Origin of the sequence: Streptomyces sp. GD-15H (assembly GCF_045291515.1) — a bacterium.
GTDB lineage: Bacteria > Actinomycetota > Actinomycetes > Streptomycetales > Streptomycetaceae > Streptomyces.
The window spans coordinates 5,468,156-5,490,835 of the sequence record NZ_CP149447.1 but is presented as its reverse complement, the minus strand read 5'-3'; the positions used below and the strand labels follow the sequence as shown (position 1 = coordinate 5,490,835).

Genomic DNA, 22,680 nt, shown 5'->3' with positions numbered 1-22,680 from the left:
AAGAGGTTTCCGCTACTCAAGCCAAAGAAGCACAGCGCATCAGGCGGGCTCTGGCGTCAGCGTATGACGTACTACTGACAATGCGACATAACCAGACAGTCCCATGAGTCCCGTACACGGGCAATGCCCCCACCTGCGTTACTGAATTTATGGGCGTGATGTCGTGAAGGGCTGACATGCGATGACCGTCGCAGTACGTCCGAATCATGAGGTATCCGCAAGGCGGCGGCCTGACCGCCGAACGGCGGGCGTTTCGCGAACGCATCCGTATGTAGGCGGCCGGGATGTTCGCCGCCGGACAAGGCAACGCGGTGGTGGCGAAGCATCTGCGGGTCAGCGTGCGCTCGGTGTAGCGGTGGCGCCGCGCCTGGCAGGACAGCGGCTGGCAGGCGCTGCACTCCAAGGGATCGGCCGCCCGTCCCAGGCTGAACGAGGCACTGTTCCCAGTCCTGGAGCAGGAGCTGGCCAAGGGCCCGGTCGCGCACGGCTGGCCGGACCAGACCTGGACCCTGGTCAGGCTCAAGACGCTGATCGGGCACCGGTTCCACCAGGCCCTCACGCTCTCGACCATCGCCAGGAAGTCGTCCATCGGGCCGAAGGCGCCGCCGGGCCGGAACGACTCACTGAGCCCGCCGGTCGTGAACAGCAGCATCACCCGCCTGTCGGCGAGCGCCGCGTCGTCGAAGAGCCCGTGGTCCCCGCCGAAGACCGCGCCCATCACGAAGACCCGGTCCACCCACCACTTGAGGACGGCGGGCAGCGAGAACCACCACAGCGGGAACGACAGGACGAGCAGGTCGGCGGCGAGCAGCCGGTCGAGATGGGCCTTGACGGTCGCGTCGAGCGTCCCGTCCCTGACCGCGCGTATCTGCTCGGCCTGCGGCTCGAAGTGGCCCTCCACCGGCGCGAACTCCTCGCGGGCGAGGGCCGGGGCCCATCCGTCGACCTTCGGTCACCCGTCGCCGGCGTCGCGCCCCGCGACCACCGGGCACTCTTCCGGGCCCCGCCGAGAGGCCCCGCCGAGAGGACCCGTCAGGGCAGCGCCTCCCTGACGAATCACCGGCTCAGCCGACGATCGGCGAGACGGCGACGCAGCCGGTCACGGAAACCGTGCCCGCGCCGGACTCCTCGGCCAGGGCCTCGCCCTTGTAAAGGATCTTGCAGGAGAGGTCGCCCGAGCCGTTGATGCCCACGGTCACCGGTATGACGACAGGCGCCTCGATGCCACGCAGCTTCACCGTCTTCTTCCACGGCAGCGTGGGGTTGTCCACCGTCTCGAGCTTCGGGTCGGCCGCGTCCCCGCCACCTGCGTTGAAGTCGATGGAGTCGACCTTCTCGCCGGTCACCTCATAGGTGACCTCGTACTCTTCGTCGAGCTGCTTGTCGACTTCCTCGACCAGCTCGTCCTCGACCTGCTTGGCGGCGTCGTCGGCGGCCTCGGAGCAGACACTCAGGCCAAGGACGAGGCCGCCCGCGACGAGCGCGGACATGAGGGAACGACGGATGCGGTTCATGCGGATTGCCCCTCCCGGTCACGCTGAACGTGTAAGCGGTAGACAACAGTTAAAGGGTTAGCAAAGTCAGCTTGTTACCAACTACGCGAAGCCGCTGGTCAGTACCAGCTACGGCACCCTCGCCAAGCCCCGGGGTGCATCACGGGGACAGCCTGCAACTGCCGCGGCGCTACAGCGACACCAAGGCCACCCTGCGGTCCTTTCGGGCCGACGACCTGCTCGGCGTGACCTTCGCCGCCATGAGCACCGACACCCAGATCCGCTCCATCGGCAACAACCCCCGGCGTTAAGGCGAATGGTCAACCGCCTACCGCACCTCGCGCCAACTCCCTTTTCCCGACCGGCACAGGATCGGGCCCACCACGTCCTCGCGGGGCATGTTCAGCACAAGTCACCTGTATAAAGGGACACTTGGAGCGACAGGACATGGTGGGAGACAGTGAAGGCCGACCGCCGTGGAGGCGCGTGGCGGGGCGCCGGAAGAGGGGGACAGGTGGCAGCGTCGAGGATGGTGTGGGGGGAGCCGGACCCGAACCTCGAACTGGCCGCGGAGGCGGGTGACGTCGGGGCGATGAAGGCTCTCGGCAAGCACCTTTACGCGTCCCGTGGCGGCCTGGAGCACGCCGAGCGGTGGCTGCTCGCCGCGGCCGAGGCCGGGGATCACGAGGCGATGTACCACCTGAGCAGGATCTACTGGGACCTCGCCGGCAACAGGCGCCCGAACGGCGATGCGGACGAGGCCAGGTCGGTCGACTGGTGCAGGCGCGCGGCGCAGGCGGGATGGCCCGAGGCGGTGCGGGCCATGGGCTGGACGAGCGGCATCAGCGGCGACGAACGCGAGTTCTGGCTTCGGCGCGCAGTGGAGTACGGGGACCTGTGGGCCATGACCTCCCTGGCAGAGCTGGCCGAGAAGCGGAAGCAGCCCGAGGACGTTGAGCACTGGTATCGGATGGCCATCGCCCACGGTATGTCCTCCGTGCGCACCGATCTGGCGCACCTGCTCATGCGGCAGGGGCGATTGAGCGAGGCGGAGGAGTGCGTGAGGCCGGAGGCCGAGGCGGGCTCGGTGAGAGGCGTCTGGCAGCTGGCCGATGTACTGGAGCAGCTCGGTCGGCAGCAGGAAGCCTCCGCATGGCGGGAAACATACGAGGCTCTGCGCGCCCGGGAAATCGAGGAGAGCCTCCGCCAGACGTCGGGCGCCGCACCGGAGCTCGCCACGGTCGCCGTCACCGCGCTGGTCACGACCGCCGTTGTGCCCTTCGTCCAGGCACTTGTCGCCAAGGCTGCCGAGGAAGTTTACGGGCAGGCCAGGAGCCTGGTCCGCCGGATGCTGCGCGGGAACGGGGAGCCGGGACCGGCCGTCGAAGCCGTCGAGGAGTCCACGGGTGAGGAGGAACCCGGCCTCCTCATCGCCGACGACGCGGAGGCGGGGATCACCCTCTTCGTGTGGTCGAATGCCTCTGACGAGGCACTGCGAGCCCTGTCGTCGCTCGACATGGACGAGCTGGCCGTCCGCAGACCGGACCAGGGCAAGGTGCGCCTCGTGTGGCATCCCGCGACCGGCAGGTGGCGCATCCGCGGGGAATGACCCACCGTGTGCGCGATCCGGTGCTGTGGCCGCGTTGGGAGGCCCGTGCGGTTCCGTCGCGACGGAGTTCGCGGTCCGGGGCAGGTCGGGGAACTCATCCTCGACGGATGGTGGTGACCACAGGGCGCTGTACCGCTGTGTGTACGAGCGCCGACAGGACGGCGCCGACCGCGTACCAGAGCAGGTCGGGCGCGTTGAAGGTGGAGCCCAGGACGAGCTTGGCGGAGGCTGTTTACTCCTCTGTGTAAGAGGTGATCTTGCTGGGTGCTGGTCGGGCCCCGGTTGACACCAGGAATGTGACGCACAGTGAGTGACCTGATGAACGAGACCCGCCCGTACGCCGAGCCCGTGGACGAGCGCCGTGAGGAGGCCGCGCGGCGGCTGGCGGGGGCGATGTCGCCGGCGGCGATCGACAAGCTGCTGGCGGACGCCGAGGCCGCCGGGGTCGGGATCGACGGGGCCGGCGGGCTGCTGCAGCAGATGATGAAGGCGGTCCTGGAGCGGGCCCTGCGGGTGGAGATGGCCGATCATCTGGGCTACGAGGCGGGCGACCCGGCGGGGAGGGGCAGCGGGAACTCCCGCAACGGCTCGTACCCCAAGACGCTGACCACGGTGGCCGGACCGGTCACGGTGGACGTGCCCAGGGACCGCAGGGCCGAGTTCGAGCCGGTCATCGTGCCCAAGGGCCGGCGGCGCCTGGCCCAGGTCGACGACATGATCCTGTCCCTGTACGCGCGGGGGATGACCACCCGGGACATCACCGCGCACCTGAAGGAAGTCTACGGCTCCGAGGTGTCCCCGGCCCTGGTCTCGAGGATCACGGATGTGGTCGCGGACGAGATAACTGCCTGGCAGAACCGGCCTGTTGACGAGGTCTACCCGATCCTCTACATCGATGCGCTGAGCGTGAAGGTCCGCGACGGCGGCATGGTGACCAACAAGTCCGCCCACCTCGTGATCGGTGTCGATGTCGACGGGATCAAGAACGTCCTGGGGATCTGGCTGCAGGACGCCGAGGGGTCGAAGTTCTGGCTGAACGTGCTCACCCAGCTGAAGAACCGCGGCCTGCGCGACGCGCTGATCGTGTGCTGTGACGGGCTGAGCGGCCTGCCCGAAGCGATCAACACGGTCTGGGAGAAGGCAGTGGTCCAGACCTGTGTGACCCATCTGATCCGCTCGTCGATGAAGTACGTCTCCTACACCGACCGCAAGAAGGTCGCCGCCGCCCTCAAGCCCATCTACACCGCCGCCACCGAGTCCGAGGCCCTGAGCGCACTCGACGAACTGCGGGCCGACTACGGCAAGAACTACCCCGGTCTGATTGCCAGTTGGGAGCGGGCCTGGGAGGAGTTCATCCCGTTCCTCGCCTTCGACCGCGAGATACGCCGCGTGATCTACACCACCAATGCGATCGAGTCCCTGAACTACCAGCTCCGCAAGATCACCAAGACGCGGGGGCACTTCCCCTCCGACGATGCCGCGATCAAGCTCCTCTCCCTCGGCATCCGCCGCATCGAGGGCCGGCACATCGACGGCGACGGCCCCATCCCCCAGGCCGGGTACGCGGCACCGGGACGCTCGGCTGGAAGCGCGCCATGAACCACTTCCTGCTCGCCTTCCCCGACCGCCTCCCTCTCTGACCCCAGCAAGATCACCGAAAGTAACCACCCCGCGGGCCCGACCGGCAAGACCGTGCACCTCTACATACACAAAGGAATTGACAACCTCGCTTGGCGGCGAGGCTGTGCACCGCCAGCTCACCGGGGATCCCGGTGAGCTGGAACAGCTCCACCGCGCAGCTGAAGCCCAGGGCCGCGCCGGCGGCCGCCGTCGGCTTCACCCAGGGCGCGACCAGCACCACGAGCACGTGGACCAGGGCCGTGTAGAGCGCGTCGCCCGCGTACTTGGCGATGTCACCCGTCATCACGGCCCTGCTCCCCAGACCCGCCGCCAGGGTCAACAACGCTGCCGCGCAGGCGATCAGGCGCGTGCGCGTGAGAAGTCCCATGCCGGAACCCTACGCGGCCACGCTGTTCAGAGAATGGGACGGCAGTGACCGGCCGACGGGGACCTCGGCCTGACCGGGCCGGCCTGCGACGACAGTACCGACACCGAGCCGGGAGGGCTGCTTTAGAGTGGTGCCCGCGAAAATGCCTGTGGGGGAGGGGTGTTGGAGCGGATCGGTTCGTATGCGATAGAGCGGGTGCTTGGCGAAGGCGGGATGGGCACCGTGTATCTCGCCCGCTCGCGAGGTGGACGGCCCGTGGCCGTGAAGGTGGCCAAGCCCGAGCTGGCAAGGGATCCCGGCTTCCGGGAACGGTTCCGGGGCCGGGCGGCACCGGCAGGTCGTGACGTTCCTTCACGCGACGTTGCTCGACACCTCGAAGCGTGAGGAACGGCCGCCCTCCTGTCCCCGAAACGAACCAAGATCAGCGGGTCAGGTGAACGGCCGAGGTTGAGCATCGAGTTCAGGACACAAACCGACCCACGCATCGAGGCGAAGAGCCGCATTCCGTCGGCGAGGCCTCCGCGTGGCCGGCTACGGCCTCCACCGGGACGGGAGGCTCGGAGAGGATTTCGAACACGATCAAGGCGAGCACCAGCAGCAGCGTGGATCAGAGGGCACTGGAAGATCGAAAATCTTCTGCACCACGTCCGGAACCGCACCTTCCGCGAGCACGATCTCGGCCGCGGCCCTCAGCCCGGTCTCACCGTCGGCAGCGATCCTGCGCAGGCAGGCCCGGCATTCGGGCAGGTGGCAGCTCGTGGCGGGCTCGTCCGCCCACACCAGCGCCTGCGCGCTGCCCACGGACAATCCCCTCCCCGGCATGACCAACCAGAAGATCATCCCAGGCCGGTCAGCCAACGTGCCAACGTGCCAACGTCGTCCCAGGAGATGCATGACACTTCGGTCCCCGCTGGTGGTTGTCAGTGGCCCCGCTCACCTGTCCGACGAGACACCGGATCCCGGGCAACCGAATCCGCCGGAACCGTGGTCTGGAGGGCGAGGGAGGGTGCTTGATGCAGGCCAAACAAGAGGCCGAGTTCCAAGAGTTCGTCACAGCGCGGTGGTCCCATCTCGTACGGACCGCGTATCTGCTCACGGGCGACGTGCACCACGCCGAAGACCTGACTCAGACGGCGCTGGCCAAGGCGTACCGCTCATGGCGGCGCGTCTCGCGCAGCGACAGGCCGGAGGCGTACGTCCGGCGGATACTGGTCAACTGCAACAGCGACCGGTTTCGCAAGCGGCGGGTTACCGAGGCTCTGACCGCGGTGCCGCCGGAGGTGGCCGGGCGCGACGAGGCCGTCTCGTGGGCCGACGAGCGCAGCGCCCTGCTCGCGGCGCTGGCCGGACTGCCGCCGAAGCAGCGGGCGGTGATCGTCATGCGCTACTGGGAGGACCTGTCCGAGGCCGAGGTCGCCGAGGTGCTCGGCTGCTCGCCCGGCACGGTCAAGAGCCAGGCGTCCAAGGCGCTGGCGAAGTTGCGTACGCATCCGGGGCTCACGCAGGTCGTGGACGATCCTGTCCGCAGCCGAGTGCCGTCCGGGCAGGGAGGCAGGAAGTGAACGAGGAGCAGAAGCAGCAGGGGGCGGGAACCAGCGGGGACCTCGGCGAGCAGCTGCGCGAGCTGCTCGCCGAGGACGCGCACACCATCCGGCCCGCGCCGGTGCCGTATCCGGCGATCCGCCGCCGGGGCACGATCGAGCGGCGGCGGCGGATGGCGGCGGCCGGGGCGGCCCTGGTGACGCTGGCGGCGCTGCCCGTAGGGGCGTACGCGCTGGCCGACGGGGATGCAGGCGGGAACACGGTGGCATCGACACCGTCGGCCAGCGCCCCGCCGCGGACGTCAGCGACGCCGTCCGCGTCGCCGGCGGGGCCCGCGCGGCCGGCCACAAAGGACCAGCTCCTCGACGGGATCACCTTCGGGCAGGCCGCCGACGGGCTGAAGAAGTGCCTCGCATACGGCCAGTCGCACACAGGCGGCCCGTCCGACTTCCGCACGGACCTGGGCGCGGCCGAGGAGTACCGGATCATCCTGGCGATGAACAGCACCGGCGACTCCAACGCGCCCGGCAACGGCATGTACGTCGTCGCGGTGAAGGAGCAACCGAAACAGACCCGGCTGATCTGCAATGTGAAGGACGGCAAGGCAAGCGGCCTCAACACCAGCGTGGGCTCCGACGATGTGTTCGGCGCCGGCCCCGTGATGGCCGACAGTAACGGCGGCAAGCTCTACCGGCAGTCGGTCCTCGACCGCGGCAACTGGAAGCTGCCGTTCCGATGGGGCGTCATCGGCACCGTCGAGCCGTCAGTGGCCCGGGTGACCGTCTCCTACGGCGGCGCCACCAGCCAGGCCGCCCTGGACCACGGCTGGTTCGTCGCCTCTGGCGTCCTGGACCAGCAGGTCACCGTGGCCCCGCGCATCAAGGGCTATGACGCCGACAGCAAGCTGGTCTACGACTCCGACGAGGACAAGAACTACGAGAAGCGGCTGCCGTAGCGCCACCCGGCCGGGGGCGTCGCGCAGGGGACGGCGCCCCCGGATCTCGGTCAGCGGTGCGGCACGAGGGCCTTCTGGTCGCCGGTGCAGAGGTGGCAATCCACACCGAGCCAGAAGGCCCTCACCCCTCTTGGAAGTCATTTCTGCGACGTGTCGGTTCGTGTCGGTGCCGGTGGCCGGCAGTGACCGTCGGCCACTGCCGGCACCAAGGAAACGGGCGTGGCACCCTCTTGCGTCCGTAACGTGGAGCCCGAGGGCCCGAAGCCCTCGGAAGCAGACAGCGGCACGCGGGAGTAGGTCCGATGAGCGAGACCTGGCAGATCCTGGTCGGGGTCGCCGTCGGCCTGCTGGTGTGCTGGCTGGTGCTGCTGGCCGCCCTCGCGATCGCCCGCCCCAAGGGCAACCTGCTCACCGAGGCGGTCCGGCTCCTGCCCGATCTGCTGCGCCTCGTCTCCCGGCTCGTCCGCGACCGTACCCTCCCGCGCCGCACCCGCTGGCTGCTCTGGATCCTGGCCGGCTACCTCGCTCTGCCCATCGATCTGGTCCCCGACTTCATCCCGGTCCTCGGCTATGCCGACGACGCCATCGCCGTCGTACTCGTGCTGCGGACCGTCATCCGGCGGACCGGCACCGACGCCCTCGTCCGGCACTGGCCCGGCACCCCCGACGGTCTCGGCGTCGTACGCCAACTGGCAGGGCTGTCCGCCGAGACCCCGCGGGGGTAGTGACCACCCGACAGGCCACCACTCCCACGGAAGCACCGCTCCCCTCCCCGACCAGCGGAAACGCGGCGATCACGCCCGGAAAGACAACAGCTTCTCACTTGCTCCCCACGCTGAGCCCGCACTCCCTGGTCGGCTAGAGAACGGTCAGTCCTTGCGACCCGTCACAGCGACGGTGACACCAAGGCCGACCATCGCGAGTCCGCCCACTCCGCCGACCAGGGAGAGACGCTGAGGCGAGCGTGCGAACCAGTTCCGTGCAGTCGCTGCAGCCAGCCCCCACACGCTGTCCGAAGCCACCGCGATGACGTTGAAGACCAGGCCGAGCAACAGCATCTGCACTACGACGTGGCCTTGACCGCGATCGACGAACTGTGGCAACACGGCGGCGAAGAACACAATGGTCTTGGGGTTGGCCACGCCAACTGCGAACCCTTCCCACACCGTGCGCAGGCTGCCGTGCGCGGCCTTGTCATCGGCGAACGCCGCCTGCAACGAACCACGTTGCCTCCACGCTTTGACGCCGAGGTACACCAGGTACGCGGCGCCCGTCAGTTTCAGCAAAGTGAAGACGAGAACGGAGCGCTCCACGATGGACCCGATCCCCAGTGCCACGGCCACAACGAGCACGTAGGCGCCGATCGTGTTCCCCACGACAGTGGCCAGCGCAGCGCGGCGGCCTTGCGCCAGCGCGCGCCCGATCACGAACAGCACGCTGGGGCCAGGGATCATGATCAGTAGGAACGACATGGCCGCGAAGGCGAGTATGCGGTCAGCAGACATCATGAAAATCATGTAAGCACGGGCAAGGACCGCACTTCAGGCCGTTTCCCTCCAGGCGGGGGCGGGCGTTCCGCGAGCGTCGGTCCTGTGGCCAACGCCTGACACTCGAGGAGGCAGTAGCGCCACAGGTGCTGCACACGATATGGCGATCGCACCGCACTGAGCTGTACAAAGTGGTCTCCACTCGCCTCGCGCCACATGGGCACCTCCAGAGAAGACGGCGCTCGGCGTTGGTGTGCTCGACGCGGATACGGGCCGAGGAGTGGCGGCACCTGGCCTCCTGCCAGGCGTACGTGTCGCCGTCGCACGCCGTGTCCGCGAGCTTCTTCGGCGGTGCGCCGACCTGGTCGGGGAACTCCTCAGCCAACCCCCCTGGTACCCGGAGTCGACCCGGGCCTCGACCGGGGGACGGGTCCGGAACTGCTCGGTGACGCCCTCCGTGCGTAAGGCCGTCCGATCGTGCATGCGGCCCGGCCGGACCGCGCCGGACAGCAGCAGGCGGCCTCGGCCGTCGCTGAACGTGGTGGTCTTGAGGGTGTTCCGCCTGCGCTTGCCGGAGACGAACGCCCGGCGGCCCGGGCGCCCCGCCTGAGGGCGGCGGATCTGGGTCTCGGCCCCGTCCATCCGCAGCTCGACGCCCTCGGCCTCGGCACAGGCGAGGGCGGGCGAAAGGTCCGGCCTCCTCATCCCGGGCCGTCCGCGTCCCCCCTGCCCCACCGGACGTGCCGCGTCCCCGTGGTGAGGCCGCCCCGGGCCTTGCGCGGAGCCGCGCCGAGAACCGGTACGGGAAGTACGCGTTCACCTGGAAGAGTGCCGGGACGGTGCCCTCCCGGCACGCGTCGCTCACCCACAGGCAGGAAGAACGGTCCGACTGCCGTCCTCCCCGGGCCTGCGCCGGTCACGGACCGGGGCCGTGGTGAACTGCCCGCTCGGTGACGACAACGGCAGGAGGGCCAACGCCTCCTTGGCGTTGTGCTCGGCGATCCCCCGCATCGACTCTCGGTGCGGGAAGTCGCCGTCGAGGAGGCGCAGGGGCCGGCCACCAGGGAGAGACGCATCGCGAGCATGTAGAGGTCGAGCCGTGCCGGGTCGAGGCCGGGGCGGGACAAGGCCGGGTACTGATTGCCGAAACGGAGCTGGAGGAAGGCGTGCTCCCACTCGACATCGAAGAACATCAGGCCCTCGATGTTGATCAGGACGGGGTGCCCGGAGGCGTCGATCAGGACGTGGTCGGGCCCGAGTTCGCCGTGGATCAGTCCGTGGCTCGTCCGAGGCGGGACGCCCGCGGCCAGCTCCTGAAGACGGTCGTACAGAGGGGTCGCGGCCGACCCGATCCCGGGGTCCCGTTCCGCCGCGTCCGCCAGGTCCTCGAGGGCACGCTCAAGGACCAGTTGCTCGCACGAAACGCCGCTCGCCCTGTCGCCCCGTTCGAGCACGTCCACCCTGCCGTACCGCCGGCTGCGCTGCCGGTGCATCACGTCGAGCAGGGCGGCCAGCTCGCCCAAGGCACCTGCCGCACGGGCGGGATCCGTTTCCAGGAGCGCTTCGAGGGTGCCACCGGCCACGTCCTCGACCACCGCCACGTCCGCCGGGTACCGCCGTCGGCTGTCGTCGGCCAGGAGGACCCCGGGAACCCGGACCCCGAGAGCGTCCAGCCTCCGCTGAGCGGCGAGGAAGGGGGCCAGTCCGGAGGCGGGAGCGAACGGGTGGGCCGCGTCGACGCCTTCCGTGCCGGGCCAGAAGTTCTCGGACTCGGCCCAGCTGTAGACGATCACACTCGCCGCACGCGGTCCGTCGACGTGGACGCGGTAGACCCCCTTCTTGCTCCCGCCTCGTAACCGGTCCACTGCGGCCATGTGGAGCCCGGACCCCAGTGCCTCATGCACGATCCCCAACAAAGCTTCGGTCTCCGTGAATTGACGCATCCGGCGACCTTAACTCCGGCCCGGCGCGGTGTGGGGCCGCGGGCGCCGCGACCAGGTGGAACGACGCAGTCGGCTTCTCGGGCCGGGCTGACTCGGCCCGCACCGGTGCGAAGCTCTGGTGGAGCGGGAGGGGTGCCGGCTGGAGCGGGAGGGGTGCCGGCCGAGGCCGGAACGGATGCGTGAGAGCACCCGCCCCGGAGCGTAGGACTCTTCAGAGCTGCCGGTAGTAGACGGTCACCGGGCCGCCCCCGCGCGCGGGAGACAAAGCCGCCGCGCTCGCCGTGGTGCGCGCACCGTGGACACGAAGCCGCCTGACTCCCCCGACTGCCGCGAGGGCCGGCCACCGCGCGAAGGAGCCGGCTCGCAGCCCGTCTCCCCGTCGCATTCCAGGTGGTCACGTGCGAGTGGTGTGCGGGCTTGTGTGTTCAGCCCGCACAGCGGTGGTGCCGGCATCCGGCGGTCGGCCGTCAGGAGGTGGTCGCGACGAGAACGGGCGCGGCGGTGTGCTGCCTGCCGAGGACTGCCGAGTCGAGCAGGCGCTCGGCCTCCCCGTCGGGCAGCGAGAGCGACAGCGCGAGTTCGGCGAGGACCGGTCGGCGGGCGTGATGGAGCATGTCCTTCTCCCCCGTGGAAAGCCCGCGCTCCTCCTGACGTCGGATCAGGTCACGCACGACACCGGCGGTCAGGAGCAGATCACCGACCCTGAGCTTCTCCTGGTTGGCCTTGAACCGTCGCGACCAGGTCTCCTCCTGCTCGCCCGTGGGAGCCTCCAGGACTCCGAGCAGTTCCTGCGCCTGCGCCGGGGCGTAGACCGGGCGCAGTCCCACCTCGTGGGTCTTCTCGACCGGAACGGCGATACTCAGGTCGGACCGGTGCACCTGGAGCTGGACGTAGCGCCTGGTCTCACCCCTGACCGAGCGGTCGAGCACCTGCGCGACGGTGGCCGGGCCATGGTGGGGGTGAACGACCGTCTGCCCTATGGAGAACTGCATGCTTGTGCGACCTTCGCTGTGTGTGCGGCGCCGCGCTCGGCCATGCCCGGGGCTGGGCCCAGGGCGCCTGGCGTCCCACCACCCGGCTCCGGCCGCGGACGGTCGGTGGCGGGTCGCACGTGGGAGCGCAGAGGTCGACGCGGTCATGCGGATGAGCGCGTAAGTCCCCTGCGAGCCGACTTCTCCATTGTCTCACCTGCACCGCACACGCTCACGGCCGTGATCCCCGTCACAACTTCGAGCGGACCTCGCCGACACCGCGTGGGACGCCGACGCCGACCACCGGTTCCGGGAAGAGCAGAGGGCCGCCCCGTCAAGCCGCCCGCCACCCCGCAGGGGTCCGACGGATGCGCCATCCGCCGTAGCCCGGTGCCGTTCCCGGCCGTGGCCGGCCACGGCCGGGAACGGGCGGGAACGGCACCGGGGGTACGGCTGGTGCCTGTCGCGATCGCACCGCGGGCGTGCAGCACTGCGAGAGTGGCCGAGCAGAGGTTCCCGTTTGGTCCGGTCACCAGGATCTGCGTTGATCGCTTTGCCAGCTTCCGGACCGCATTCCCTCCGGAAGCCGACCCGCACCGACGAAGTCCCGGTCCGGCCGCGCGAAACCCGGGAGCGCCGAGGGCTCATCCGGGTCGTGTCCCCAGCCGCTCGGCCAGGAAGCGGCGTCTTCGCCCGCCACACGGGCCGGCGTCCGAGGGAGTACCGCGCGATGTTCCGTCGTCGCTGCGACCAGCGCGCCTCAGCCCGACGAACGGAGACGTGAGCCCGTCCGCGGCGGCGACAGGGCCCGGTGCCGGCTGCACTCGGCATCGGTGCGAGCCGAGTGCGGTCCTGGACGCTCCCGCGAAGCAGCCGCACCCCGTGACCCCTCAGGCCGCTCGCCTCCCGATGCCCGGCAGGAAGCGTCCGGCGCGGGCCGTGTAGGCGGCGTAGCCCTCTCCGTGAACGGCCGTCAGGTACGGCTCTTCGACGACGCGGACCTGGAGTTGGACCGCGGCCACCAGAGCCGCCCACGTGAGGACGGCGACCAGGTTGGGCACCATCAGCGCGAACCCGGCGCCGGCGACGGTCATGGCGGTGAAGACGGGGTTGCGTACATGGGCGAAGAGCCCGACGGTGACCAGGGGGGTGCGCTCGTTGTCGTCCACCCCCACACGCCAGGATGCGCCCATGTTCGTCTGCGCGGCCAGGGTCGACGCCATTCCGGCCAGGGTGAGGACCAGCCCCGCGCCCTGGACCGGCGGGCTCTCTGTGCCGGGCAGGTCCGGGAGTCCCGCGAGGGCGGCCACGGGGGCCGCGGCTCCGCCGAGTACGGCGACGACGAACAGGATCCCGGCCCACCAGGAGGCGGTGCCGGGGCGGCCGGAGATGCCGCGGAAACCCGCGTCCCCGGTGCGGCGACGCTGGAGTGCGGCGCGGACACCGAACGCGGTCCCGGCCCAGCAGAGGTAGAGAGCGAGCGCTGCCCAGGCCCAGGCGTTCACCGTCCGCCCTCCGCACCTGTGCGGGCGCGCACGTCGTGCCGGGCCGAGGCCGGGGACAGCCGCAGGGATGTCGCGGTCATCAGCAGCACCCCTTCTCCTCCGCGTCGGCACACGTGCGGTCGCTCTCCACGGCCACCACGGCGCTCCGCAGGTCGTCGAGCGCGTGACCGAAGCGTGCGTCGGCCAGTTCGTATCGCATGCGGCGCCCGTCAGGAACGGCCACCACCAGGCCGCAGTCCCGCAGGCACGCCAGATGGTTCGAGAGCCGGGTGCGGGAGATGCCCAGCGCATCGGCGAGGTCGGAGGGGTAGGCCGGGGCTTCGCGCAGGGTCAGCAGGAGTCGGCAGCGGATGGGGTCGGCGAGCGCGCGGCCGAACCGGGCCAGCACCTCGATGTCGGGAGCAACTGTCAGCACACCACGAACAGTACACCGAAACCTGAATTCAGAATATCGTGAACTATTGGTGGCTCCGGTGGAGCAGGCACTCGAGATGCGTGCGCGGGTCGCCGGCGAAGCAGTGCATCGACAGGGGGTCGTGGACCTTCGCCGAGCTCCCGAGCGACCTCGGCGACCGTCAGCCCCCTGACCCCATGTACCCCCCAAGGGCGTCAGGCCGGCTCGCGCAGCGCCTGGCCACCGGATTCGTCGTGCACGGCCGGATATCCCGCGAGCACTTCGACCCCGCGGTGGTCCGGCGCGAGCTCGCCATCATCCGCGACGACCTGCACTGTGACGCGGTCCAGCTCATCGGCGGTGACCCGGACCGACTGGAGCCGGCCGCCGGTGCCGCCGCCGAGCTCGCCTGGAGGTCTGGTTCTCGCCCTATCCGCTGGAGCTGGATCCGGAGCAGATCCTCACGCTCTTCCACGACTGCGCCGAGCGAGCGGAACGGCTACGGCAGCAGGGAGCCACAGTCGTGTTCGTCGCAGGGGTCGAGCTGAGCGTGATGAACCGCGGGTTCCTGCCCGGAGAGAGCCCCGAGGAGCGGGTCGAGCAGCTGATGAGCCGATCCGAGCGGCGGGCCGAAGCGATGCGCGAGCTCGGCGTGCGCATCAACGCATTCCTCCGCGACGCCGCGGCCACGGTCCGCGAGCGCTTCCAGGGCAAGGTCACCTACGCATCCATCCAGAAGGCCGCCTCGCCGGTGCCGCACCCCTGGCGGGCGGTGACACGACCGCCGGGTACCGAGCTCCTCGAGGTTTTCCGGGCGAGGTGTCCTCGGAAAGCCCCCGGCAACCCCACCGCGTGCTGCGCCTTCCGCCTTGTTCGTCGTCAGCCGCATCACGGCTACCAGGCGACCGGACACCCGCTCCAGGACGCGCTCGCGCACACCGTGCTTGTCTCTGACCTCCTCGACACGCTCGAGCAATTCCCGCCGGCGGGATAGGTGACGTCGCCGTTCGCGCTGACGGGGTACTCCAGGGCTGCCGCGTCCTCCAGTGCCTCCAGCAGGCGGCGTCTGGGAGCGGCGATCTCGGACGAGAAGCCGTTGAGCGCCCCGCCTACCAGGCCGCACTCGACCTGGGTGTAGTGGAAGTTGTCCGAGAGCTTCTTCAGCTGTTTCTGCGCCGCGTCCGCGGCCTCCCCCTCGTTGGCCTTCCGCATGGCCTTGGTGATCTGCTGGCCGATGCGGTCCCTGGCCGCATCGGCCATGTCGCTCACCGCCCGGTACCCGTCCGCCGCCTCCGCGTACTCGGACGGCTTGAGCGCCCTGAGCGTCCTGAGGTCCATGCGGTGGCTCACCGGCCCTTGCCGTCGGCAGCGGACGCGTCCCGGGAGCCGACCCTCAGCTTGGCGATCTCGGCCTCGATGGCCTCGTCGGTCCTCAGCAGGTCGCTGCCCGTCTTCTCCAGCACGCCGGCGAGCCCGTCGCACAGCTCACTGATGTCCTTCGCCCGGCGCTCCCACGAGTCGTACACGCCCTGCTGCGCCACCGCGGTCAGGCACCCGGATCCCTTGTCGAACCCCGTCTGGCCGTCCGCCAGCTTCGTCAGCGCCTTGCCGATGTTCTCCCGCAGGTCACCGACGCCTTCCCCCGCCTTGGACCACGCGGCCTTGTCCGACCTCAACCCGCCGGAAGGAGGACCATGAACACCACCCGTGCTGCTGCCGCCCTGGTCGGCCGGTAACTGGTTGAGCCGCATCTGCGCGGACTGCCGCTCCACCGCTGCGGTCTTGAGCTGCTCCCACTCCTCCCACGCCATGCGTGGCCCCTTCCCGTTTCCTGGCACGCGCCGCCGAGTGGAGGTGAACGTGCGACCGCAACGCTGTGGTTGTGGCCGAGACGGACGGTAACGCCCCGTCACCATGCGCCCCATCCGCATCGGCCACCGTGGCGTCTGAGTATCTGTACTCAGACGGAACCAGGCCCTCGACCGGGCCGGGTGACGCTGCCCGGTGCGTCCGGAGGAGTGTGCGGAGGCGCGGTGAACCCCGCTACCGGGTAGGGGAACTGGCCTGGGACGGGGGCGGATGTCGGGAGTGACGCTGCCGGTGCCCGACGCCTGCGGACGACGGTGGCAACCGCGATGGCCGCTGCGAGGAGTGCGGCCGCACCGAGGCCCAGCGCTGCCCAGAGGGTGCCGTCGTCCGTGGACGCCTCGGAGGCCGTCGCGGCGGTGTCGTCATCCTTGGCCGGAATGCCCGCGTCGGCGGTTCCAGAAGCTTGGGGGGAAGGTGACTTCGGCTCGGCGGCTGCGAGATCGGGGAGCGGATAGACGTCGGCGGGGCCCGGGTCGCCGGGGTTGTGCAGGGCGACGCGGGGGCGGACGATGCCGTAGCCGATGGAGTCATTGCGCTCGGCGCCGTCCGTGGGGCCGCCGATGGTGTTGAGCATGACGCGCAGGACCTGGTTGTTGGTCCAGTCCGGATACTCGGCCCAGATCAGGGCGGCGCTGGCCGAGGCGAGGGCGGTGGCGTCGCTGGTGCCGTGGCCCCGGCAGAGGCCGGTCTCACTCCCGCAGGCGTGCACCATGTCCTCCCCCGGAGCGGCCATGTCCACCTGCGGGCCGTACTCCGACTCGGCAGTCCTGCGTAGATCCTTGCCCACCGCCGCCACACCGACCACTCCCGGCGTACCGGCCGGGTACATCACCTCATTGGCCCCGTCTCCGTTGTTCCCGACGCCGGCGAAGATCAACGATCCCTTGCCGAGTGCGTACTTCACCGCTGCGGTCAGCTGCGGCGAGCCCTCCGTAGCGGCCTGGGAGAGGTTGATGACCTTTGCGCCCTTGTCGGCGGCGTAGCGGATCGCCGGTGCGACTGCCTCGTTGAAACGTTCTTCGACCTCAGCCAGGTGGGCTGCCGTGTCTGCGTTGGGCAGTCGAATCGGGAGAATCTTCGCGCCGGGCGCGAGCCCATAGGCGCCGTTGCCGCCGCCGTACGCGCCGGTGCCCGCGATCAGGCCGGCCATGCCCGTGCCATGCCCCTCGTAGTCGGTGTGCTCGTCGCCCGGCTGGTCCGGCGCGAGGTCCTTGCCGGGAAGGACGCGCCCCTTCAGGTCGGGATTGCTCGGGTCGACGCCACTGTCGATGACGGCGACCGTGACACCCTCACCGGTGCTGGTCTGCCACATCTGCTCGGCCTTCATCGCGTCCAGGAACCACTGCTCCCCGCGCGTCGACTCCGCGCGGGCCGGCGCACCCGCGGCGGTAACCAGCAGCAGGCCGAGGACCGCCGATGCCGCCGCACGGCGGCCCCTGTGTCGAGTGCTGCTGGTGCGCATGAACTCCGCTCTCTTCCGTTCCTGGATACGTCAGTCGATGACCGGCGGTACGGCGCGGCGGCCACCCTGCCGCCAGGTTTCTTCGTCCTCGACCGTGCGGTGCGGCCGTCCGTTCCTGCCGCCAGGGCTCACCGGGGAGGCCCGCTGGGGTGCATGAGCTCCACCGACACCGTGACTCTGCCCCGGGCGCGCCACGCTGGACCCGCCGCCCACGATTCCGCGGTCCGCCGAGCCGGAACCACCCGCCGTACCTGAGCCACCAGGTCCGGACACCACCGATCCCGCACCCCCCGGCTGTTGTGGACGGCCGTCGCCCGCACCGACGTTCGGGAGCGGACGACCGCCGACGACCCCACCGTTCGAGAACTGGGGACGACGGCCGGGGACCTGACTCTGCCGGCCCACCACAGGTCCCGCCGGACTCGTCGTACCAGCGGTCGGCCCCATCGGGCCGCGCGTCACCGCGTTCTCCCCACCTACGACCGTGCCGCGCGGGATCGCCCCGGTCGGCCTGCCCGCGGGCGGCGTGACAGAGCGGCCGCCGACGATGCCATTACTGCTACCGGCAGCGCTGCTACCACTCGGCATGCGCACGGGATTCGACGCCGGGCCTTGGCCAGGCTGGAAGGGCATCCGGCCCATGCCAGGAGCCCGCCCCCGCCCCGCCGGGCTGCTGACCGGAGCACCGGCTCTGCTGCCGAACACCGGAGGAGTGATGCCGGACTGCGGAGTCGCTCCGCCATTCACCAGTTCCGGGCCGGGCTGACCGCCTGCCGCGACCGTCGGAGACGGCGCACTCTGAGGCAACGTGGCCACAGAGTCGACGGCCATCCGTGTGGACTGCTCCACGTCCACCGGCGTGTGGTGCGCGGGTGATACCACCCCCGGAGACTGCCTCAGGTCCGGAGCGCCGGCGGAATCCTCCCGGCCTTGCGCCAGGTGTGCAGAGAAGACGGTGCCGGAGAGGGAGGCCCCCCTCACTGAACTGCCAGGGCGAGTCTCTGTGTCGTCGTGGCCGATCGAGCGGCTGTCCTTCGGCACGAACTCCTTGGGCGGCGGCGGAAACTTCGGCCGCTCCAGCGCGTTCATCCGCGTGGCCGACCACGCATACGTCTGCCCCAGCTTCCGCATCTGTGCCGCAGCCTGCTGCCGCACCTCCTCCTTGTGCGCCGCCAGCGCCGCCAGCGCCGCAAGCTCACTCGCGGACTTGGCTCCCACCGCCGCAGCGTCCGGGTCGTTGCGCGCCGCCCGCGCCGCGTCCAGATTCGCCTGCGCGCTCCCGGCGTCACGTGGGATGGACGCCTGCGCCTGGGCGATCGCTCCGGACGTCTCGCCCAGCCACTTCGCCGCGTGCTCGCTGAAGTCGCCCAGGCGCAGCGTGGAGTTGGCCAGGTCGCCACTCCAGGTGCGGAACGCGTCCGCGCCCTCGCCCTTCCACTCCACCCACTGCGGGCGGACCTTCAGTTCCTCGGCGATCTTCCGGATCTCCTTGGCCGCGGCGATCAGCCGGTCGGCAGCGGCCTGCACGGTCCCCGAGTTGGCCTGATCCAGCCACGCCAGCATCTGCTCGTGGCTCATGTCCTCGAAGGACGTACCGCTACCGGGCCCCTTGCCGGGCATCAGATCGAGCCTCCGGCGTCCTCGCCCACCGATGTCCGGCCGCCGCTGCTCGGGCCCTGCTGCGGGAGGCCGGGATCGTAACTGCCGCCGTAGTGCTCCGTGGTCTCCGCGCTGATCGCCGCCATGCGGTCGCGGACGTCCAGGTCGATGTTCTGGTAGCCCTTGTGCGAGGCGAGCACGGCGATACCCATGCCCTCCATGGAGTCCGACAGCAGCTTCGACAGGCTCTCCAGCTCATCGATCACGGTCTCGTACGCGGTGAACAGCCCGGTCGCCTCCGCCCACGCCCCGTCTCCGCCGCCGAACTGGTGGCGTACGAGCTGCTCCTGGCCCACCTTGTCCGGACCCGCCGCCGAGCCCTTCAGGCCGCGGATGAGGTCGTCGACGCGCTTGCGGAACGCCGTGAACGACGACAGCTCGGCGGCCATGTCGGCCTGCGTGGCAAGCGCCCCCGCCGCGTCAAACGGGGCCGACGCCCATGACGACAGACCCGAACCCGAACCGCCCTCGCTCGGTAACACAGCACCCTCCCCGTACCACCAGAACAACCGAACATCCCAAGCCGCACCAAACTCTAACCACCGACAGTGACAATCCGCAGCAACCTCATTACGGGGAGCGATCGAGATCAGGCCATCCAGGGATCACTCGGCCCGCTCCCAGGTGCCCGGCGGCTCCTTGAGCATGAGTCCACCCCACACCGAAGCGTGATCAGACGCATGAGCACTTGTACTCAGACGGAGGCGATGGGGCCGCCTCTGTCCCGCTCCGCGGGAACGGGCATTCGCCCCGGCCCTGAAGGGATCGGGCACCCTGCCCGACAAGAGAGGTGGAACTGGACGGGCACGGGCCAAAACCGGGACGGGTGCGGGAGGGCACCCGTCCCGGGGCGGTCGGGTTGCTCAGAGCTGCCGGTAGTAGACGGTCACCGGGAGCGGGGTGCACCCGAGTTTCTCGTACAGGGCCCTGGCGGGTGCGTGGAAGGGGTCTCCTCCGGTACCGATCTCGACCACCTCGGCTCCGAGGGATCGCATCTCTTCGAAGGCGTGCTCGCACAGGGCGGTGCCCACCTGGTGCCGACGGTGCGCGGCGGACACGGCGAGGTGCGTGACACTGCCGTTCCTGCGTGCCGGGTCGACGGTCCACGCCACGTAGCCCGCGATGCCGTCCTCGATCTCGGCGACCGCGACGTACGCGTGCCGCTCGGGTGCGTGGAGCTCGGCGACCTGCTTGCGGTAGTCGTCGCGCCAGTCGCCGTGCTGGTTGGCGAAGACGGCCTCACCCACCAAGGGGCGGAAGGAATCCTCGTAGAACGGCCGGAACGTCTCGATGGTCAGTTCGGTGAGTGGCGCCACGTCGTGGTGAACGAACGCACGAATGAGCATGGAAGTGCGCCTTTCGGGGCTGAGGGCTTGACACCCGGGAGAAAGAAGGGCATCGGTCGGCCCGCTCCCTGCCGATCACGAGCGGATCGGCGGTGAGCCAGGCCCTCAGTGACGGGTACGCCAAGCGGCAAAGCACTCCATGCCCGCATCGTAGCGTCCATGCCTGCCGGCTGGTCCGGGCCCACCGGCTAACCGTCGGCGCCCTCGACGGCTTCCCCCGCGGGGCCGCTCGCGTCCGGGCCGCTGTCCTCGGCGCCGACGGAGTGGTCCTCCCAACGGTGCACCCGCCAGCCTTCGCCGGGGGCGCCGGAGAGGATGACGACACCGGTGTTCCGCAGCGCGTGCGCGGAGGCGAAGTCGACGTCGACGTTCTCCGCCCGGGCTGCCACCCACATGCGGATCGCGGCGCCGTGGCTGACCATGGCCACGGTCTCGGCTCCGGTGGCCGCGGCCTCCTCCACCACGGCGTCGTACCGCCCCAGAGCCTCCACCCCGTTCTCCCCACCCGGCATCCGGAGCCCGGTGTTCCCCACCGACCAGGCGAAGGCAGTGGTCAGGTAGGTCTCGGCGGCCTCGGTGTCCCCTCGCATCTCCAGATCGCCGGCGGACAGCTCCCGGATACCGTCGCGCACCGCGACCTCCAGTCCCGTCCGGGTGGCCAGCGGTGCCGCGGTGAGCTGGGCGCGCAGCAGATTGGACGCGTAGAGGGCGTCGATCCTCTCCTCCGCCAGCGCGTCCGGGAGGGCGGCCGCCTGCTCCTGTCCCAGCGGAGTCAGCCCGGGGCCGGGTTCGGCCGTGTCCAGCAGGTGCTTGAGGTTGGAAGGGGTCTGACCGTGGCGGATGAGCAGCAGTCGCATGTTCGGGTCTGTCTCCGTGAAGGCGGGGAAGGGCGGTCTTCCACTCTGCCATCCCGCTTGTCGCCGCCTCGGGTCGCCGTCTCCGGAGCGGCTGGCCATGCTGGTGCTGGGAGCGGCCTTCTTCCCGGCGACAAGGAGCACGGCATGTCCATGGACCCGGTCGGACGATTCCTGACGGCTTTGGACCCGGACCACCGGGAAGCCGTCAGCACCAAACCGCGCGAGGAACAGGAACAGCTCGCGGCGGCCTGGGAACGGGAGCTGGAGAGCGACACCGAACTCGACTCCCTCGACGAGCTGTCCCCGGCGGCGGCGGAAGCCGAGGCGGCCCGCCGCGTCCTGGCCCGTGGCGATGTCCTCGAATGATCCTGGGGCGGCCTGGGCAGCCGGTACCGGAGAGCCGCCTGACCGAACGGCCGCGCCGCAGCTCACAGCACCGAACCGTATTTCCGGGCGGCACGGGGTCAGGAAACACTCCGCTCACGGGTGACGAACTGACACGGGCGTGCGAGGTGTTCGCGTCCTGACGGACCGAGCGGCTGCGTTCAGCCGGTCGTGCTCTCCCGTACGACAACCCTGTGGGCCGCGGTCACTTCCCGCGGACGCGGACGGCCACCGGCTCGCCGGACGCCGAATACCTGCTGCTCCAGCATCTCCACCGCGATGCGGGCGATCTGTTCCTTGTCGGGACAGACGGTGGTGAGAGTGGGAGTGCTGTAGCGGCCGTCCTCGATGTCGTCGAAGCCCGCGATGGCCACGTCACCCGGGACCCGCAGGCCGTGAGCCAGCGCGGTGCGCTGGGCCCCGAGCGCCAGGAGGTCGTTGAAGCAGAAAACGGCCTGCGGCGGCTCGTCGAGAGCCAGCAGCTGTGCCATTGCAGCGGCACCGTCGGAGCGGTGATAGAAAACGGTCGGCGGAGCGAGCACCTCCTCGTAGGGCAGACCGGCCGAGGCCAGCGCCTCCCGGTAACCGGCCAGCCGCAGACGGGCGGTGTTCGCGCTCGGGTTCGTCTGCCGGCCGATGGCGCCGATGCGGGTGTGGCCGAGCGACAGCAGATGCTCGGTCATCTCCCTCGCCGCACGTTGATTGTCGATGGCGACGTGATGGGTCGGGCCGTCGATGACCCGCTCACCCAGCAGAACGAGCGCGGTGGTGTCGTTGCGGTCGGCGAGTTCGTCCTGCCCCACCGTGATCGGGTGGAAGAGCAGGCCGTCGACGCGCTGCTCGCGTATCCCTTCGAGGACCTGGCGTTCGCGTTCCGATCGGCCGTCCGTCTGCTCGATGACAACGGTCCAGCCCCGTTCCGCCGCCGCGTCGATGACGAAGCGTGTCAGCTCCGCGAAGTACGGTGCGTCGAGTTCGGGCAGTGCGAGGGCGATCACACCGGTGCGCCCCTGCCGCAGGTTGCGGGCGGACAGATTGGGCCGGTAGTCCAGCTCCGCCAAGGCGCGTTCGACCTTTTCCCGCGTCGGCGGGGCCACGTACGTGTAGCCGTTCACCACGTTCGACACGGTCTTGACCGAGACTCCGGCCAGGGCTGCGACGTCCTTGAGACTGGCTGCCACCAGCACACCTTCCCT

Annotated in this window: 23 protein-coding genes and 5 pseudogenes; 9 read left to right on the top strand and 19 right to left on the bottom strand. The window is 70.0% G+C overall.

The annotated features are described in order from the left end of the window. Positions 1-16: 16 nt before the first annotated feature. Positions 17-901 carry an NAD(P)H-dependent oxidoreductase gene (locus WJ438_RS26050; RefSeq protein WP_406727386.1) on the bottom strand — a complete coding sequence of 295 codons (885 nt, stop codon included), beginning with the start codon at positions 899-901 and terminating at the stop codon, positions 17-19. 163 nt (positions 902-1,064) lie between these two features. Next, a complete protein-coding gene (locus tag WJ438_RS26045) occupies positions 1,065-1,514 on the bottom strand; it encodes an MmpS family transport accessory protein (RefSeq protein ID WP_406727385.1) in 450 nt (149 codons plus the stop codon). Positions 1,515-1,648: 134 nt separating this feature from the next. On the opposite strand from WJ438_RS26045, the gene WJ438_RS26040 reads away from it, so the two are divergent. Together WJ438_RS26040 and WJ438_RS26035 are read left to right on the top strand one after the other, a co-directional pair. Beyond that, on the top strand, positions 1,649-1,804 hold the full coding sequence (locus tag WJ438_RS26040) for a hypothetical protein (protein WP_406727384.1): 156 nt from the start codon (positions 1,649-1,651) through the stop codon (positions 1,802-1,804). Positions 1,805-2,007: 203 nt separating this feature from the next. Beyond that, entirely contained in the window at positions 2,008-3,102 is a 1,095-nt protein-coding gene (locus tag WJ438_RS26035; protein WP_406727383.1) for a hypothetical protein, read from the top strand. A 94-nt stretch (positions 3,103-3,196) separates the two neighbouring features. On the opposite strand, the pseudogene WJ438_RS26030 reads toward WJ438_RS26035, so the two are convergent. Then, a pseudogene (locus tag WJ438_RS26030) lies at positions 3,197-3,325 on the bottom strand (DUF2809 domain-containing protein); the annotation flags it as partial. A 158-nt stretch (positions 3,326-3,483) separates the two neighbouring features. On the opposite strand from WJ438_RS26030, the pseudogene WJ438_RS26025 reads away from it, so the two are divergent. Beyond that, positions 3,484-4,742: pseudogene (locus WJ438_RS26025) on the top strand (IS256 family transposase). A gap of 11 nt (positions 4,743-4,753) precedes the next feature. Here the strand turns inward: WJ438_RS26025 and WJ438_RS26020 are convergent. Continuing rightward, positions 4,754-5,110: a DUF2809 domain-containing protein gene (locus WJ438_RS26020; RefSeq protein ID WP_406727382.1), complete on the bottom strand. Its 357-nt coding sequence runs from the start codon at positions 5,108-5,110 to the stop codon at positions 4,754-4,756. 213 nt (positions 5,111-5,323) lie between these two features. Between WJ438_RS26020 and WJ438_RS26015 the strand changes: the two are divergent. After that, positions 5,324-5,446, top strand: a pseudogene (locus tag WJ438_RS26015) (serine/threonine protein kinase); the annotation flags it as partial. Positions 5,447-5,689: 243 nt separating this feature from the next. On the opposite strand, the gene WJ438_RS26010 reads toward WJ438_RS26015, so the two are convergent. Further along, positions 5,690-5,911: an Imm21 family immunity protein gene (locus tag WJ438_RS26010; protein WP_406727381.1), complete on the bottom strand. Its 222-nt coding sequence runs from the start codon at positions 5,909-5,911 to the stop codon at positions 5,690-5,692. Between the two features lie 212 nt (positions 5,912-6,123). Between WJ438_RS26010 and WJ438_RS26005 the strand changes: the two genes are divergently transcribed. The 3 genes from WJ438_RS26005 to WJ438_RS25995 all read left to right on the top strand — a co-directional run bounded on the left by WJ438_RS26005 (position 6,124) and on the right by WJ438_RS25995 (position 8,332). Then, positions 6,124-6,672, top strand: coding sequence for a SigE family RNA polymerase sigma factor (locus WJ438_RS26005; protein ID WP_406727380.1), 549 nt, complete (start codon positions 6,124-6,126; stop codon positions 6,670-6,672). Then, entirely contained in the window at positions 6,669-7,607 is a 939-nt protein-coding gene (locus WJ438_RS26000) for a hypothetical protein (protein ID WP_406727379.1), read from the top strand. Before WJ438_RS26005 ends, WJ438_RS26000 begins: the two co-directional genes overlap by 4 nt. Before the next feature lie 302 nt (positions 7,608-7,909). Further along, positions 7,910-8,332, top strand: a complete 423-nt coding sequence (locus WJ438_RS25995; RefSeq protein WP_406727378.1) for a YkvA family protein — start codon at positions 7,910-7,912, stop codon at positions 8,330-8,332. A gap of 144 nt (positions 8,333-8,476) precedes the next feature. Here WJ438_RS25995 and WJ438_RS25990 read toward each other — a convergent pair whose 3' ends face one another. The 6 genes and pseudogenes from WJ438_RS25990 to WJ438_RS25965 all read right to left on the bottom strand — a co-directional run bounded on the left by WJ438_RS25990 (position 8,477) and on the right by WJ438_RS25965 (position 13,928). Beyond that, positions 8,477-9,115, bottom strand: coding sequence for a LysE family translocator (locus WJ438_RS25990; RefSeq protein ID WP_406729811.1), 639 nt, complete (start codon positions 9,113-9,115; stop codon positions 8,477-8,479). A 33-nt stretch (positions 9,116-9,148) separates the two neighbouring features. Further along, positions 9,149-9,736 carry a transposase family protein gene (locus WJ438_RS25985; protein WP_406729810.1) on the bottom strand — a complete coding sequence of 196 codons (588 nt, stop codon included), beginning with the start codon at positions 9,734-9,736 and terminating at the stop codon, positions 9,149-9,151. A 219-nt stretch (positions 9,737-9,955) separates the two neighbouring features. Then, positions 9,956-11,037, bottom strand: a pseudogene (locus tag WJ438_RS25980) (phosphotransferase). Positions 11,038-11,504: 467 nt separating this feature from the next. Then, a complete protein-coding gene (locus WJ438_RS25975) occupies positions 11,505-12,029 on the bottom strand; it encodes a CarD family transcriptional regulator (protein ID WP_406727377.1) in 525 nt (174 codons plus the stop codon). A gap of 869 nt (positions 12,030-12,898) precedes the next feature. Beyond that, positions 12,899-13,513: a methyltransferase family protein gene (locus WJ438_RS25970; RefSeq protein WP_406727376.1), complete on the bottom strand. Its 615-nt coding sequence runs from the start codon at positions 13,511-13,513 to the stop codon at positions 12,899-12,901. Between the two features lie 79 nt (positions 13,514-13,592). Further along, a complete protein-coding gene (locus tag WJ438_RS25965; protein ID WP_406727375.1) occupies positions 13,593-13,928 on the bottom strand; it encodes an ArsR/SmtB family transcription factor in 336 nt (111 codons plus the stop codon). A gap of 176 nt (positions 13,929-14,104) precedes the next feature. Between WJ438_RS25965 and WJ438_RS25960 the strand changes: the two are divergent. Continuing rightward, positions 14,105-14,643: pseudogene (locus WJ438_RS25960) on the top strand (hypothetical protein); the annotation flags it as partial. 158 nt (positions 14,644-14,801) lie between these two features. On the opposite strand, the gene WJ438_RS25955 reads toward WJ438_RS25960, so the two are convergent. The 7 genes from WJ438_RS25955 to WJ438_RS25925 all read right to left on the bottom strand — a co-directional run bounded on the left by WJ438_RS25955 (position 14,802) and on the right by WJ438_RS25925 (position 21,100). Beyond that, on the bottom strand, positions 14,802-15,245 hold the full coding sequence (locus WJ438_RS25955; RefSeq protein ID WP_406727374.1) for a hypothetical protein: 444 nt from the start codon (positions 15,243-15,245) through the stop codon (positions 14,802-14,804). 8 nt (positions 15,246-15,253) lie between these two features. Further along, positions 15,254-15,718: a hypothetical protein gene (locus WJ438_RS25950; protein WP_406727373.1), complete on the bottom strand. Its 465-nt coding sequence runs from the start codon at positions 15,716-15,718 to the stop codon at positions 15,254-15,256. A gap of 149 nt (positions 15,719-15,867) precedes the next feature. Beyond that, positions 15,868-17,238 carry a type VII secretion-associated serine protease mycosin gene (gene mycP / locus WJ438_RS25945; RefSeq protein ID WP_406727372.1) on the bottom strand — a complete coding sequence of 457 codons (1,371 nt, stop codon included), beginning with the start codon at positions 17,236-17,238 and terminating at the stop codon, positions 15,868-15,870. A 30-nt stretch (positions 17,239-17,268) separates the two neighbouring features. Beyond that, complete coding sequence (locus WJ438_RS25940) at positions 17,269-18,858, bottom strand: translation initiation factor IF-2 (protein ID WP_406727371.1); 1,590 nt, start codon at positions 18,856-18,858, stop codon at positions 17,269-17,271. Beyond that, on the bottom strand, positions 18,858-19,286 hold the full coding sequence (locus tag WJ438_RS25935; RefSeq protein ID WP_406727370.1) for a hypothetical protein: 429 nt from the start codon (positions 19,284-19,286) through the stop codon (positions 18,858-18,860). The genes WJ438_RS25940 and WJ438_RS25935 overlap by 1 nt, the downstream gene beginning before the upstream one ends. 474 nt (positions 19,287-19,760) lie before the next feature. Then, the gene (locus WJ438_RS25930; protein ID WP_406727369.1) at positions 19,761-20,243 is read right to left on the bottom strand and encodes a GNAT family N-acetyltransferase; all 483 of its coding nucleotides are present in this window, start codon (positions 20,241-20,243) and stop codon (positions 19,761-19,763) included. Positions 20,244-20,431: 188 nt separating this feature from the next. After that, positions 20,432-21,100 (bottom strand): histidine phosphatase family protein, encoded by a 669-nt coding sequence (locus tag WJ438_RS25925; RefSeq protein ID WP_406727368.1) that lies wholly within the window; start codon positions 21,098-21,100, stop codon positions 20,432-20,434. Positions 21,101-21,244: 144 nt separating this feature from the next. On the opposite strand from WJ438_RS25925, the gene WJ438_RS25920 reads away from it, so the two are divergent. Then, entirely contained in the window at positions 21,245-21,466 is a 222-nt protein-coding gene (locus WJ438_RS25920) for a hypothetical protein (protein ID WP_406727367.1), read from the top strand. A 179-nt stretch (positions 21,467-21,645) separates the two neighbouring features. Here WJ438_RS25920 and WJ438_RS25915 read toward each other — a convergent pair whose 3' ends face one another. Continuing rightward, on the bottom strand, positions 21,646-22,665 hold the full coding sequence (locus WJ438_RS25915) for a LacI family DNA-binding transcriptional regulator (RefSeq protein WP_406727366.1): 1,020 nt from the start codon (positions 22,663-22,665) through the stop codon (positions 21,646-21,648). Positions 22,666-22,680 lie beyond the last annotated feature (15 nt).

Coding starts and splice junctions, on each gene's coding strand:
- WJ438_RS26045 (WP_406727385.1), bottom strand. CDS start 1,514: ATGAACCGCATCCGTCGTTCCCTCATGTCCGCGCTCGTCGCGGGCGGC.
- WJ438_RS26020 (WP_406727382.1), bottom strand. CDS start 5,110: ATGGGACTTCTCACGCGCACGCGCCTGATCGCCTGCGCGGCAGCGTTG.
- WJ438_RS26005 (WP_406727380.1), top strand. CDS start 6,124: ATGCAGGCCAAACAAGAGGCCGAGTTCCAAGAGTTCGTCACAGCGCGG.
- WJ438_RS25995 (WP_406727378.1), top strand. CDS start 7,910: ATGAGCGAGACCTGGCAGATCCTGGTCGGGGTCGCCGTCGGCCTGCTG.
- WJ438_RS25990 (WP_406729811.1), bottom strand. CDS start 9,115: ATGATGTCTGCTGACCGCATACTCGCCTTCGCGGCCATGTCGTTCCTA.
- WJ438_RS25985 (WP_406729810.1), bottom strand. CDS start 9,736: ATGGACGGGGCCGAGACCCAGATCCGCCGCCCTCAGGCGGGGCGCCCG.
- WJ438_RS25975 (WP_406727377.1), bottom strand. CDS start 12,029: ATGCAGTTCTCCATAGGGCAGACGGTCGTTCACCCCCACCATGGCCCG.
- WJ438_RS25955 (WP_406727374.1), bottom strand. CDS start 15,245: ATGGACCTCAGGACGCTCAGGGCGCTCAAGCCGTCCGAGTACGCGGAG.
- WJ438_RS25950 (WP_406727373.1), bottom strand. CDS start 15,718: ATGGCGTGGGAGGAGTGGGAGCAGCTCAAGACCGCAGCGGTGGAGCGG.
- mycP (WP_406727372.1), bottom strand. CDS start 17,238: ATGCGCACCAGCAGCACTCGACACAGGGGCCGCCGTGCGGCGGCATCG.
- WJ438_RS25940 (WP_406727371.1), bottom strand. CDS start 18,858: ATGCCCGGCAAGGGGCCCGGTAGCGGTACGTCCTTCGAGGACATGAGC.
- WJ438_RS25935 (WP_406727370.1), bottom strand. CDS start 19,286: ATGGCCGCCGAGCTGTCGTCGTTCACGGCGTTCCGCAAGCGCGTCGAC.
- WJ438_RS25930 (WP_406727369.1), bottom strand. CDS start 20,243: ATGCTCATTCGTGCGTTCGTTCACCACGACGTGGCGCCACTCACCGAA.
- WJ438_RS25925 (WP_406727368.1), bottom strand. CDS start 21,100: ATGCGACTGCTGCTCATCCGCCACGGTCAGACCCCTTCCAACCTCAAG.
- WJ438_RS25920 (WP_406727367.1), top strand. CDS start 21,245: ATGTCCATGGACCCGGTCGGACGATTCCTGACGGCTTTGGACCCGGAC.